Here is a 14,208-nt window from a genome sequence, read left to right as displayed (position 1 = left end):
GGCTGACACCAAATGAATCAGAACGGTTGTTTTGGTTAAACTCTAAGATCGTGGCCAATTTTAGTTGACCGCTACAATCACTGGTAGAGCAAGGTGAGCATCCAAACTACTTTGAGCAAATGGTTCATCTGTGTTTGATTTTAGATATCATTTTCACTATGAATTAATTTATAAATAGCAGTATTTTTTGTATGTTTAATGCGCTTTATTTTACGTATCCGATAAAAACTTAATATCAAAAATAAAATATGTATGCTGTAAACCCCACCATTTATTAATATTGTAGATAATCTATCTGGTTCATGAACTTTTGGTACACCAGTTTTTCCCATTAACCAGTAAACTGTTATTTCAGAAACCAAATATGCTAAAACAGCCATTACAACTACACAAAGATAATTGTAATAATTAGAGTAGGTAATTAATAACTGACTCTTAAATAAAAGAATCAAATAACAATATAATATAAATGATGCTATTAGTACTATTGATATTATTCTTGGGGTATCTAAGATTAATGGCCCTATTACAGGTGAATAGTGGATCGATTTGTGGTTAATAAACTCAGCTAAGCCCTTGATTCTAACTTTTGTATCGAATATATAGTTATCTATAGTAAAATCAGCAGGTCTATTTTTTATAGCTTCTGGATCTTTGTGTGTTATATAAACTTGGAAATAAATCCCCTCAGTTGGATTAAACAAGAATTTTTCCGCTGAAAATGTAAAATCATCTACCTTACTCCACTTGGCATTAAATGCTGACTTACTATCTATTGTTGTCACATTTAAAATTTTGTATGGGGGGTTAATCGTTACAGTAAAAGCTTCTATGAAATCCTTCGGTTCTATAATTACTTTCCCTATATTCTCTAAATATACATCTTGAATTATCATGTGATCATATTCAACGCCATTTATAACCAATCTAGTGTCGTCAGATATAGATTCATTTTCAGTTAAAAAAGATACAGGGCTACTTGGAATGAGAATAGTTTTTTCTACTTTAGGCATCTTATCCATATTTGATTGATAATTCAGTACGATAGGAATAATAATACTTAGAAATAACATTAACAAAGTCAATACTTCATAAATTGAAATCTTTATTTTATTAATAAAAATCATACTATTACCTTAATTCAGGGGGGTAGTTGTTTTGATTATGTTAACATCAAAAGATGTCTGAAGTTCTACAAATGAAGGTAATACTTGGAGGAGGGAGTTAATTTTCCCATTTCCGCCCCGATTTACCATAATACTGATTGGACGAAACGTGGTTTTGGTGTTCGTAGAAAATGAGGCTGAAACGCATCGAAATGAACACTTATCTTAGCAAAAAAGCCTTGAAAACAGAATGCTAATAATGAGTGAATTTCACCACTATGGTGGTTCAGGTGAAAATAACACTCTAAGTCTCAAAATGATAAAAGTAAGTCACTTGCTTGTCGCTGAGACATTCTGTTGAGCTGTCTATTTGAGCTGTCTATTTGAGCTGTCTATTTGAGCTGTCTATTTGAGCTGTCTATTTGAGCTTTTATCGACTTTCTATTCGTATGCCATTCGGCTCTCAATTTTACTTTCATATATTACTCGTTTCTGCTGGCATTTTCGCCCTTGATATTTAAGAGTAAAAACGATTTAATGGCATGGGAATGATGTTATTTATGATCCATTGAGTCAACGCGCTGTTGTTGGTATATGAAGGAGAGGGATTAAATGAAAAATCGACTGTGGGCAAGTCAAGGTTTGAAGGTGACTGCTGCGGTATTGCTGAGTGTACTTTCTTTAAAAAGTATGGCTTTTTCTATCCCTCAATCCCCTCAGGCAATCGAAGCCAGTAAAATTGCTTATTTGCAGCTTAATGCGAATTTAGGCAAGCCTGAGGCGCAGTATTTATTAGGGATCATGTACTTAACAGGTAAGTATGTGGATCAAAGTACCTCAAGAGCAATGGGCTTGATAACGGAGGCTGCAGAAGGAGGGGATGAAAAAGCACAAAAAACATTGGCCGATTTATATTATGAAGGGCAATTTATTAGGCGAGACTTTGGGCAAGCTGCACGCTGGTACAAGATATTGGCCGATAATAAAAACAATAAACAGAGTCAGTGGGCAAATTTTAGATTGGGGGTTATTTATGCTGCTGGGGGCGCGGGTGTGGCTCGAAATTGTGGTCAAGCCTTATTCCAATTTGAATTAGTGGGAGACGATTTGGCCTTAGGAAATGCAGCTTGGATTTTAGCGACTTGTCCAGAAGCACAATATCGTGATGGGCATAAAGCAGAGCGCATGTTAAAACCTTTATTGGCTGCCAATAAGAATAACCCTGTGTATTTAGATAATCTTGCTGCGGCCTATGCCGAACAAGGTGATTTTAAAGCAGCAATAGCGACTCAGAAACAAGCGATAAAGATTATTGATAAAGTGACACAAGAAGCTGACTTTCAGGCTTATGTGCAGAGACTTGCTCTGTACAAAAAAAAGCAGCCATTTAGAGAGCACTTAGGTGTTATTCCGATGTGACGGTTATTTTCATCTTTCACTTCTTGTTTTTTACTTTTTATTTTTTAATAAGGATTGGCGCTTTTCCATTAGATCTTTGACGAGGGGGGTTAAAATAAGCTCCATCGCTAGAGACATTTTTCCACCCGGCACGACTAATGTATTGGTACGAGACATAAAAGAGCCTTGGATCATATTGAGGTAATAGGGGTAATCCACATTTTGAATATCATGAAAACAGATCACCACAAAACTTTCATCTAGGCTGGGAATGGTTGTCGCACTAAAGGGATTGGATGTATCAATGGTGGGAACGCGTTGAAAGTTGATATGAGTACGTGAAAATTGAGGGGTGATATGGTTAACATAATCATCCATACTGCGTACGATAGAGCCCATGACTTTTTCTCGTGTATGGCCTCTGTCGGATGTATCCCGAATGATTTTTTGGATCCACTCTAGGTTGACAATGGGTACCATACCAATCAGTAAGTCAACGTGTTGAGCAACATTGCAATCTTCAGTGATGACGCCACCATGCAGGCCTTCATAATAAAGCATGTCAGTGTTGTCTGGTAGCGGGCGCCACTGAGTAAACGTACCAGGCATTTGATTAAAAGGAACCGCTTCATCAAAAGTATGCAAGTAAGAGCGGCTTTCTCCTTGGCCGGTTTGTCCGTAACCTTGAAAGCATTGCTCTAATCTAACAAAGTCATTTGCCTCTGCGCCAAAATAGCTGATATTACGATTTTCTGTTTTCAATTTACGAATAGTCACTTCCATTTCAGCACGAGTGTAATGATGGAAACTATCACCTTCAATGGTAACCGCGTTAATCCCAAGTTGCCTAAAAATTTCAGTGAAGGCTGTGGTGGTTGTCGTTGTACCTGCTCCAGAAGAGCCTGTGACTGCAATAATGGGATGTTTTGCTGACATGTGGTTACCTAAATAGATGAAATGCGACTCACACTTTATTCATACTGCGCTAAATAAGTAATATTAGCGGGTGAAAAGTGAACGGTTCAGGATGCATGTATCTTCAAGTGGTATAGGTATACCCGTGATACTTGAAGGTGCATGTTTTCAGAGCCTGTAAAAGTGCCTAATTCAAGGCGTATTATTGCAAGAATGCTTATTGCCTTTTAAGGTGATACAACTTCGATGTAGGTGATTTTACAGACTTCCAAAGGGCTGGTTTAAAAGCCTTTTATACTGCGTTATAGAACATCAGCTTAGAATGGCTAAGCACGCTGTTCAAAGCCTTGCCTAAAAGGCTTTTAATTCCAGCTGAATCCTGCATCTTCAAGTATCACGGGTATAGTTATACGGATTGAATGACTTAAGGTCAATTTTCCGCTTGCATATTTGTGATATTATCCTTATGTCTGATGGCAATAGATTCATCTTCTTCACTGTATTCGACCATTAAAGTACCCGTTTTAAGTGCTTGATGGCATTTTATCATAGCACTTTCTAGTGCTTTGTCATCTGTGTGGCTAAAGCTGCCATCTTCTACTTGCGTTAATAAGTACTCTTTAATGAGATTGTTAACTGTGTCTTGGGGGAGTTGTTGTAAGGTGTCAAAAGGCACAAGCATTGAGAGTTATCCGTTTATATTGTTGTAGGATGAGGAAATAAAAAATCAAGAATACGGCGCTCAAGATAGTATCTAGGGTGCCAAGGGCTGCCGCCTTCAATAAAGCCAAGGTGTCCGCCTTGTTTATGCAATTCATAACTCACGTGGGGTGAGAGCTCGGCTGGGCCGGGGATCACATCTTCTGTCATAAAGGGATCGTCTTTAGCATGGATCACAAGTGTTGGTTTGGCAACATGAGCGAGAAAAGGTAGCCCACTGGATTGTCGATAATAATCATCGACACCATCAAAGCCATGCAGCGGTGCAGTGACTTGGTGATCGAATCCATGAAATGTGGTTAAATTTTTGATTTGATGTTTAGTCACAGGAATATAGCTATCTAATGCCATTTTTTCCATTTTGTCGATCACTTTTTGTTGGAGTAATTTAATTAAATAACTTTGGTAAATCTTTGAAAAACCTTTTTCTAATTTTTTGGCACAAGCGGCGAGTTGTAGAGGGGCCGAGACGACGACCGCGCGCTCTATTAAACTGTGTTCTTTTTTCTCACCTAGGTACTTAGTCAGTACGTTTCCCCCTAAGCTATAGCCAACGGCATAAATAGGGTTACTCGGATAATGAGCTTTAAGGTGCTGCAAACTCAGCTGAACATCTTCTGTGTCACCACTGTGGTAGCCGCGAGGCAGACGATTGAGTTCACCTGAGCAACCTCGGTGATGATGGATAAGAGCACAGTAACCTTTTGATTGACATGATAAAAACAGGCGCTTGATATAATGGGAATCTGCGCTGCCTTCTAAACCATGAAACATGAGTATAATCGGTTGATTTTCTATTGGTTTTGATAACCAATCAAGATCGATAAAATCTTGATCGGGAAGCTCTAATCGCTCTCGTTTTAATAAGGGTCCTAATACTTGAGTGACAGAAGGTAAAATCGTCTGAATGTGGGGGCTTTTAGCCCACCATGGGGGAGAAAATACGCTGCTCATTGCCATTGGATCATCTTAAACATTAAAACAAGTTGTCGATAAAATGAGTGTAGCTAATACCAAAGTGATACGCCAATAGTTATTTATTCTTAAGACGGGTAATGTTAACGATAAGATCAAGCGGTTGAGATTATTCTGTCTCGTTTTTCTTAAGGCTATTGGACGTGAAGATAACGCTGACTCTATGTCCCGTCGGCATATTGTCATTAGTGTACTGCCAATGAAACTTTTCAATGAGTCGCTGCGTTAACTGTAGTCCTAGACCGAACCCCAAATCGTCTTGCGTTGTGCTAGGTTCAATATTCGTATTTTCAATGATGACACGCTTGTCTATCTGTTGGATAGAAACCGTTCCCGTATGGGTATGTTGAAAGGCATTACGAATAAGATTGGTTAACACAATTAAACATGCGGTGGTGGGCAGTTGACACTCAAAGGGGTGTGAATTAATTTCAACGCTAACGGCTTTTCCTTGTAATAAATAACGGAGTTCGTCCACAAGTTGTTGGATCATCTCGTTGAGTTTGATAGTTGAAATTTGCGGGGGAATGGCATTATCACGTCCAAGCCAAAGTAAGGTTTCGGTCAGATGTGTCATGGTAAAGCCTGCACGTTCAATTCTTTGTAATATTGTTTGCTGTTTTTCACTTAATGGTTGTGCTTCATTCATTTTATTGAGCAATTCAACGTTGGATCGGATCACGGCAATGGGGGTTCTTAGTTCATGGCTGGCATAGTTAAGAAAAGCCTGTTCCCTGTTAAGGCTTGATTGCACCGAGTTTAAACTGCTATGGATGATTTGAGCGAGTTCATTGGGTTCGTGGTATTTAAAATCAGGTGGCGGCAAAGCTAAGCTTTTATCGTTCAGTGTTTTGGTCCAATCAATCAGTGATCCCATGGGAGAGGATATTTTGTTCATGATGAGGAACAAGAAGAGAGTGAAGACAACCAACCCTCCTATGCCAAATAATAAGATCCCCGTAAAATGAGAACTGCCTTTTTTGGCTTCATGTTTGATAGTGTCTTTATTAAAGACTTTACTGACGTAGCGACTTTCCCCCTTATCATTGAGCATATAAATAACGAAATAAGCTTTTCTCGGAGGAGAAAATAAAGTGACATTTTTAAGCTTCTTTTGTAATACACCGGGTGATTTAGGGGGAGTCGGAAATTGTGCTTGAATGTCGGCTGGCATATCTTGCCATCGGCTGGCTATTTGAAAATTGATTAATGTGACAGGATGACCGTCCCGAACATTGTCGACTTTAGACAGTTGGCGCATGGTACCCCGCATGCCCGTATCGAGCCCTTCGATAAAATAATTAATCGTGAGGGCAGAAAACACTAAGGTTAATGACGCGCCCAAGAGTAATACGGCAATAAAGAAATAGAATCTTAGGCTCGGCTTTATTTTCATTGTTAATGCTCATCAGTGCAGCGCAAGGCAAATCCATGGCCAGGCACTGTTTGCAATAGTTTAGGTAAGTACTGGCCATCGAGCTGTTTTCGCAGATGATGGATGTGTACTTTTAGGCTGTTACTGTCAGGTTGATTATCCCCCCAAATGGCTTGCATGATATTGGCTCTGGAGACGGGTTCGGGGGAAGCTCGCAATAATATGTCGAGAATACGAAAAGCGGTTGGCGATAATTTCAGTGGTACTTTGTGCCGATAGGCTTGTTTCTTTGTTAAATCAATTTCTAGATCGGCCAAAGAGAGCTTTTTGACTTGGCCACTTCGCCGTTTAGCCAAAGTTTGAATGCGTATGATGAGTTCAGCCATGGCGAAAGGCTTTATCAAGTAATCGTCAGCGCCCGATTGAAAGCCTTCAATTTTATTGTCTAAGCTGTCTCGCGCTGTCAGCATGAGCACTGGTGTATCGATACCTTGCTGCCGGATAGTATTACACAAGGTGAGCCCATCCATTTTAGGCAGGTTGATATCGATAATCAGTGCTTGATAAGCATTCTGTTTGATAAAACTCAGTCCAGCTAAGCCATTGGCAGCATGATCACATTGTATCGATTCAATCTCAAAATAATCGACAATGGTTGCTGCTAAGTCAAGATCATCTTCGACTAATAACAGGTTTAGCATGATTGAGTCTCCTTTTTTGATGTACAGGAGGTGGGACGGAATGTCAGTTTACCTAAGAATGCTTTTATTTCACATTGAATTAATAATAATGCAGGGATCAGAATTAAGGTGATCACTGTTGCAAATAAAATACCGTAGGCCAATGACGCTGCCGCAGGAATTAAGAACTGGGCTTGTAGTGAGGTCTCGCTTAATAGGGGGACTAGGCCGACAAAAGTGGTAATTGACGTCAGCAAAATAGCCCTTAAACGGCTAGTACAAGCGGTGATAATGGCTTGACGAACGGAGTGTTTACCTTCTTTTATTAATTCATTAAAACGAGAAACCAGTAATAAACTGTCGTTAACGACAACGCCACTTAACGCTAAAATACCATTTAAAGACAATAAACTCATTGTTATATCATTCAACCAATGGCCAAGTATGGCGCCCACAATCCCAAAAGGAATGGCCATCATGATCAATATAGGTTGAATGTATGACTTTAACGGAATGGCCAGCAAGACATAGATGGCCAACATGGCGAGCACGAACATGCTGCTCATTGAACTGGACGTTTCTTGTTGCTGCTCAGCTTCGCCAGCAAAATACACGGTTAAGTCTGGATACTGGTTTTGCAATTGCGGTACAAAATGACTTTTTAAATTTGCCACTAATTCATTCGGGGCGATGACATCTTTATCGACAGCAGCACTTAAGTAAATGGCGCTTTGGTTATTAATACGAGTGACTTCGTCTTGTTGATATTCGTTAGTCACAGCAGCTACTGCACTTAGCGGCACTATGGTGCCATCAGGTGTTCTGACTCTGGCTTGCATGACATCGGCCAGCGTTTGACGTTGCTGTTTTGGATAACGTACTCTTACCCATACTTCATCTTTATCTCTTTGATAACGTTGGACTACCTGCCCGCCAAAGGCTTGTAATAATTGTGCTGATAGCGTCGCCGTATCCATGCCTAAGCTACGGCCTTGGTTGGATAAGGTGAAATGGAGCTGAGCCTGCCCTGGGGATAGATTGTCTTCGATCCCATTGACGCCTTGAGTATTGAGTAAAGCGGTTTTAAATTCTGCGCCAGCGGCTCTAATTGTGGCTTCATCATTGGATTTTAATTCAACTTTAAAATTGTCCACCATTTCTTTTTTAGCGCTAAACTTGAGCTTTTTAATGCCTTCGGGGGATCCCACATCTTGCTTCCACTGCTTGATAAACTCGGCGGTGGTGTAAGGGGAGTCTGAGTTCATTTCGACAATGAGCTTGCCAGTGAGATCGCCGCTGGCGATGACTTGGACACTTTTAATGGCGGTTGATTCTGTTTGATATTTTTCAGCTAATTGTTGATCGGCTTCTATGGCCGTTTTTTCTAATAGCAGCAAATTGGTATTGGTTTGCCCAAAGCTGGCATCATTTTGCATGTCGATATCCACATTGATGACATCACCACTAATATCAGGGAAGAAAGAGACTCTCACACTGCCAGTGAAAGGCATGGCAGTGACGACAATAAAAATAGCAACAAAAATGAAAATTACAGCGTAACGAAAGGTTAATGCCCAATGAATGGTTGGCTGATAAAGCCGAGTGTTAAACCATTCTAGGCTGCTATTGGCCAAAGCTTGTATTTTGGCCCACATTCCAGCCAGACCCGTTGTGGCTTTGTTGCGTGTATTGAGGTGAGCTAAATGAGAGGGCAAGATCAGTTTAGATTCTACCAGTGAAAGGAGTAAGCAAATGGTCACGACAGTGGCAAATTGGGCAAAAAGCTTCCCTATATTACCGGAAATATTTGACAGCGCCATGAAGGCGGCCACGGTCGTGAGTACACCAAATATGGTCGGAATAGCCACTTTTTTGGTGCCAATGATGGTATTTTCTATTGTGTCTCCGAACCGTTGTCGCTGAGTATAAATACTTTCACTGATGACCACGGCATCATCAACGACAATCCCCAGAGCCATAATAAACCCAAAGGTGGTCATTTCATTGATGGTCAGTCCTGTGTAGGCATCTCCCATGAAGTAGAGGGTGCCAAAAAACACAAAAGGCAGGCCTGCGGCGACCCAAAAAGCGAGTCTGAGGTTGAGAAACAACGCGAGAATAATGAAGACTAAGGCAATACCACTGATGGCGTTTTTTGTGAGTAAAGATAATCTGTCTTTGATCATGGTACTGCTGTCGTACCACGTTTTTAATTGGACATTTTGTGGTAATAACCCTCTATCATTCCACTCTTTTACAACGGCATTAGCTTGATCGACAATTTGTGTCACATCGCCTTGTTCGTCCATGACGATTTCGATACTCATGCCATTTTGCTGGTTATAACGTGAGAGGGTATAAGGATCGTCGTCAAAGGTGTCGGTGATCGTGGCCACATCACCTAAAGTGACTACTGCTCCCGAGCTGGTGGTGATTAAAGGAATTTTTTCGAAATCAGTGAGTTGATAGGCTTGATCTGATGCTTTTAGACGTATGATTTTGTTGTCATTACGAAGACTGGTGGTCAGTGGCGCTGAGGACTCGGCATTAATGGCGCTTTCTACATCGCTGAGTGTGATCCCATAGGCTTGGAGTTGGCTGTCATCCACTTCAACTGACATGATGACTTGAGACTCGGCGGATATGGATAAATTGCGAATGGCAGACTTGGCTAATAATGCTGTTTTTAATTTCTCAGCTAATTTTTGTAAGGTGATACGATCGGCATCACCGTAAAGTTGCACCCATATGGCATGATCTTCACGAGTGGCTTTTTCAATAACAGGCTTTTGCGCATCGGTTGGGAAGTTATAGATAGAGTCAACTTTGGTTTTGATATTGGTAAATAAGGTATCGAGGGAGTAATCGGTTTCTTTTTCGATTTTAACGGTACTGCCGCTGGCATTGGAGACAGAGGTGATACGTTTTATTCCGGGTACGGTTTCCAGTGCATTCTCAATTTTAATGGCAATACCTTCTTCTGCTTGTTTGGCATTTCCACTGTAATAACTGACTGAAACCGTGATGAATCTCGGTTCAATACTGGGGAAAACTTCTTTGCGAAGAGAATATAACGAAACGATGCCTAAAATAATGACAGAGATCATTAATAAATTAGCCGCAACTGAATTACGGGCGAACCAAGCAATGAGCCCCGTTTGTTTTGCTGGAATAGGTTGTCCGTGGTCTGTAGGAGTCAGCGACATATTATTGCGCCTCCTGTACGGCTTTTGCTAACAACTTGGTTGCGTTCGTTTGAGTTGGGGACATGTGCATGCCCACAAGGTAATTATTGAGTGGACGTACAACAATTTTTGCATTTTGTATGTCAGTGAATGGGGCAATGTAAACGTTTTCTTCTTTTTCGAACAGTTTATTGGCTTTAAAATTTGATAGGTTATTATTTTCGTCTAAATACCACACCTCACCGCTTTGAGATACGGCGGAGGCGGGAATTTCCCAAATGTCATTCCATTTTTTCCCCGGTATTGCCGCCGTTAAAAAAGTGCCAGGAAAAAGAGCGGGTGTTTGTTCTAATGGCAAATCCACGGCAACGATGAGTGCACGTTGTCGACTGGTGGGATCTAAATGTTGCTCAACACGTTGCACATAACCTTGCCATTGTTCACTTTTTTCCATATTCGTTAATGTCACCGCCCATGATTTAGGGGGAAGATCATCGATATTAGGCAGGCTTTGCCATTGATGCTCAGATAATGGAATACTGATTTCCACTCTGTCTGTGCTATAGAGAGTCGTGACAGTCGTACCGACCGAAAGGTAACTGCCGGGCTGTATGTCTCGTGATACGATCAAGGCGTTAAAGGGAGCCGTTATATGGGTTTTGTTAAGGTTTCGCTCAGCGGTATTCAGTTGTCTTTGTGCATCATCAAGGCTAGCTTGAGCGGCAATCAATTGAGGCTTGCGTAATACTAACGAAGAGTCTGGCTCACCTGTCATGCCCGAATTTTTCCATTCTAATTGGGCTTGCTGGCCTTGGCGTTCTTCTTCAAGCAATGCCACTTTTGCATCCGCTACGGCCACTTTTGCATCGGTGACGGCTTGTTGGTAAGTGGTGTCATTTAACGAGGTTAATAATGCACCTTGTTCTATTTGTTTGCCCGTTTCAAATTGCGATGACAAGGTTTCAACTTGGCCGCTCACTTCAGTTGTTAGTGTTAAAGTATTACGAGACTGAGCCTCTCCATTACCGACAATTTGGGCTTGATAATGGTGCTTGCTGATATTCATCACTTCTACTTCAGGTGCTGCAATGACGGTCGGTTTCGCCATTGATTGACTCTTCTTGCGATAATCTGCTTTTTGGGCTTGAGTATAGGTGATGGCACCTATAATACTTAAAATTGATGCTAAGGTTATGACAATAAGTTGTTTTTTATGTTTCATTTCGAGATCCCTAGACCTAATGCAAGTCCTAAGTCGATGCGGTTGACCAGTCTGTCGTAGATAAGTTGTGTGAGTTGCGCTTCAAGATCGAAGGTTTGTTGCTGTACGGACAATAAATCAATGATATCCACTAGCCCTTGACGATATTTCGTTTGATAGTTTGCAAAGCTGCGGTTCGCACTTTCTAGGGCATCATTGATATGGCTTTGCTGGCGAGACAGTGATTGTTCTTGCCCCAATGCATTGTTGACTTCATTGACTGCTGTGAGCAGTGTTTCTTTATAGCTCCAATAGGCTTTCTCGGCGGTAAGCTCTGCAATATCGGCTTGGGCTCTTAATTTCCCACCTTCAAACAAGGGGGCGGTGAGTTGACCTAGCAGTGTCCATGCAGGGCTATTAAACAGGGCATCGCCTGTGAGTTGCGCGCTTAAATTAATGGAAGGTAATAATGCTTTATAAGCAGCACTTGCGCGGTACTGCTCAGCATAAATGGTGTAATAAGCGCTTTGAAGATCGGGACGTCTGCTCAAGTCTTGATTGGGAAGCGCTGCTAAGGGTTGCAATACCGTTGGAAAGTCAGCGCTAATCGAGGCATCGCTGGGAGCGGTATCTTGGCCTAATAATTGCCACATGGTGCGTTGGTATTGGGCGTAGCGTTCCTGATATTCAGCCAGAGTGGCGCGGGTGCTTGCACTTGAGGTACGAGCATCATCCAGATCTTCTAATGAGCCGAGACCTGAGCGATATCGCTCAATGATAAAGGTTTCATTATGCTCTAAAGAGGCGAGTCGTTGCTGTTCTATTTTAATCAGTTTTTGTTGTAAATTAATTTGTAGCCAAGTGCGCATAATATTGGCTGCTAAGGCATCTTGAGCGGCTTGCAAGTCAGCTTTCGAGCTTGCAATGTCCATTTCTGCTCCTTTAATGTTATCACTGATTTTTTGCCATAGATCGACTTCCCAGCTGATGCTGAGTTCACTGCCATAGGTGGTATGGCTTCCTTCATCTTTACTGCTCGTGCTATTGACTGAGGCTTGAGGTAAACCTTCACTTTTCTCTACACCGCTTTGGGCATAGGCGATTTGCAGTGCAATAGCCGTTTGTTGCACACTCGGATTTTGCTTCATCGCTTGGTCGATAAAACGCGTGAGCTCGGTCATATTGATAAGATCGGTTAAGTGAGTCATGCTGGTTGCATCTTGTTGGCCATACTGCCAAGGCGTGATTTGCTCACGCGAATCAATTGCTTGAGATTGGTAATCAGACACTTTTTGGCTGCTACAACTCATAATGCTCATGATTAATAGTAATTGTATTAATAGCTTAAAACTTTTTTCCTTAAGCATTGGCTCAGGTCTCCTGCAATTTTCTATGGCAAGAATACCGAATAGGGGGTTAAGGCAGGGTTAAAGAGGAGGAAAAATCATCGGTTTCAAGCTATGTTTATCAGAGATATGAGAACTCCATTCATGGGGATAGTGTCAGTTTTACCGTTAGCTTGAATAATATTGACTTGCCAATTTTAGGGGAAGAATTCGATGAATTCGACAATAGAAAATAACAATGTTGAACAATATGATGTAGTGATCATTGGTGGCAGTTTTAGTGGATTGAGTTTAGGGTTGTTTTTAGGTAACGCAATGCGAAAGGTACTCATTATTGATGCCCATTCACCTCGTAATGAGCACAGTGATGTGATGTATAATTTAATGGGACGAAATGAAACAAAACCCAGCTTATTGCTTAGAGATGCCAAAGCCGAGATATTATTGTTTGAGCATGTTACCTTGTGCGCTGGAATGGCAACGGCAGTGACAGGTAATGAAAAACTTGGCTTTAGAGTGATTTATAGTGATTTGGAAGTTTTACATACTCCAGAAGAGCATGTTGAAGTGGCCGCCAAACGGGTTGTCTTTGCCAGTGGGGTGAAAGATATTTTACCGCAAATAGAGGGAATAGAGGCTTTTTGGCCTGAGCATATTTTTCATTGTCCTTATTGTATTGCTTATGGCATTAAAGGGTTACCTGTTGCGATTTATAGTCCAAATGATGAAGCTTATATGATGGCTAAAATCATTAATAAATGGACTGGGGATGTGTTATTACTGACTGAGAATAAAGTGACATTTAGTCCTGAAGAATCTGCAGAGCTCGCTCGTTTGAATATCACCGTTAATACCAGTGAAATAGTGAAAATTACCGGGGATGTGGGCGATCACATTGAATTACATTTAGCAACAGGGGAATCTATTCAAAGGCGGGGATTATTCATTCATTTGCCCTTTCATTTAAATAGTGAAGCTTTATTACATCAACTTGGCATAACCATCACACAAGAAGGTCTTGTGCAGGTCAATGAGGAATATGAAACGGCAAAAGCGGGGATATATGCCATTGGTGATATGGTGACATTATTGCAGAAAGTGAGTCATGCTATTCACAGTGGCAATGCGGCCGGCTTTGCCATTGATCACATTTTGTCGATGGAAGTGGGTAACGTGGCTTAGCCGCTAGCATCTTTATTTTTTCATTGATGATTTGATGATGAAACGTCGTGCTTGATGCCTGATGCATATGGACTTCCAGTAAATTGATCACATGTTGTCGATGGAAGCGGATGATGTGGATGTGG

General features: G+C 41.2%; 11 protein-coding genes. 2 read left to right on the top strand and 9 right to left on the bottom strand.

Annotated features, from left to right (window positions below; translation table 11 throughout):
- Positions 1-140: 140 nt before the first annotated feature.
- Positions 141-1,127 carry a hypothetical protein gene (locus Q0779_RS22925; RefSeq protein WP_298776456.1) on the bottom strand — a complete coding sequence of 329 codons (987 nt, stop codon included), beginning with the start codon at positions 1,125-1,127 and terminating at the stop codon, positions 141-143.
- A 591-nt stretch (positions 1,128-1,718) separates the two neighbouring features.
- Here Q0779_RS22925 and Q0779_RS22920 point away from each other — a divergent pair.
- Entirely contained in the window at positions 1,719-2,525 is an 807-nt protein-coding gene (locus tag Q0779_RS22920; protein ID WP_298776454.1) for a tetratricopeptide repeat protein, read from the top strand.
- A gap of 30 nt (positions 2,526-2,555) precedes the next feature.
- Here the strand turns inward: Q0779_RS22920 and Q0779_RS22915 are convergent, their stop codons facing one another.
- From Q0779_RS22915 to Q0779_RS22880, 8 genes are all read right to left on the bottom strand, one after another.
- On the bottom strand, positions 2,556-3,440 hold the full coding sequence (locus Q0779_RS22915; protein ID WP_298776452.1) for a phosphoribulokinase: 885 nt from the start codon (positions 3,438-3,440) through the stop codon (positions 2,556-2,558).
- A 409-nt stretch (positions 3,441-3,849) separates the two neighbouring features.
- Positions 3,850-4,101 (bottom strand): YheU family protein, encoded by a 252-nt coding sequence (locus Q0779_RS22910; RefSeq protein ID WP_298776449.1) that lies wholly within the window; start codon positions 4,099-4,101, stop codon positions 3,850-3,852.
- Positions 4,102-4,115: 14 nt separating this feature from the next.
- A complete protein-coding gene (locus Q0779_RS22905; RefSeq protein ID WP_298776457.1) occupies positions 4,116-5,093 on the bottom strand; it encodes a hydrolase in 978 nt (325 codons plus the stop codon).
- 130 nt (positions 5,094-5,223) lie between these two features.
- Positions 5,224-6,510, bottom strand: a complete 1,287-nt coding sequence (locus Q0779_RS22900; RefSeq protein WP_298776447.1) for a HAMP domain-containing sensor histidine kinase — start codon at positions 6,508-6,510, stop codon at positions 5,224-5,226.
- A gap of 2 nt (positions 6,511-6,512) precedes the next feature.
- Positions 6,513-7,190 (bottom strand): response regulator transcription factor, encoded by a 678-nt coding sequence (locus Q0779_RS22895; RefSeq protein ID WP_298776446.1) that lies wholly within the window; start codon positions 7,188-7,190, stop codon positions 6,513-6,515.
- Entirely contained in the window at positions 7,184-10,375 is a 3,192-nt protein-coding gene (locus Q0779_RS22890) for an efflux RND transporter permease subunit (protein WP_298776443.1), read from the bottom strand. The genes Q0779_RS22895 and Q0779_RS22890 overlap by 7 nt, the downstream gene beginning before the upstream one ends.
- 1 nt (position 10,376) lies before the next feature.
- Positions 10,377-11,576, bottom strand: a complete 1,200-nt coding sequence (locus Q0779_RS22885) for an efflux RND transporter periplasmic adaptor subunit (RefSeq protein ID WP_298776441.1) — start codon at positions 11,574-11,576, stop codon at positions 10,377-10,379.
- A complete protein-coding gene (locus Q0779_RS22880) occupies positions 11,573-12,865 on the bottom strand; it encodes a TolC family protein (protein ID WP_298776440.1) in 1,293 nt (430 codons plus the stop codon). The genes Q0779_RS22885 and Q0779_RS22880 overlap by 4 nt, the downstream gene beginning before the upstream one ends.
- A gap of 249 nt (positions 12,866-13,114) precedes the next feature.
- Between Q0779_RS22880 and Q0779_RS22875 the strand changes: the two genes are divergently transcribed.
- Entirely contained in the window at positions 13,115-14,083 is a 969-nt protein-coding gene (locus tag Q0779_RS22875; RefSeq protein ID WP_298776439.1) for an NAD(P)/FAD-dependent oxidoreductase, read from the top strand.
- The last annotated feature ends 125 nt before the right edge of the window (positions 14,084-14,208 follow it).

This window comes from uncultured Shewanella sp. (assembly GCF_947491715.1).
Lineage (GTDB): Bacteria > Pseudomonadota > Gammaproteobacteria > Enterobacterales > Shewanellaceae > Shewanella.
The sequence above is the reverse complement of the archived record's forward strand: the minus strand, read 5'-3'. Positions and strand labels throughout refer to the sequence as shown.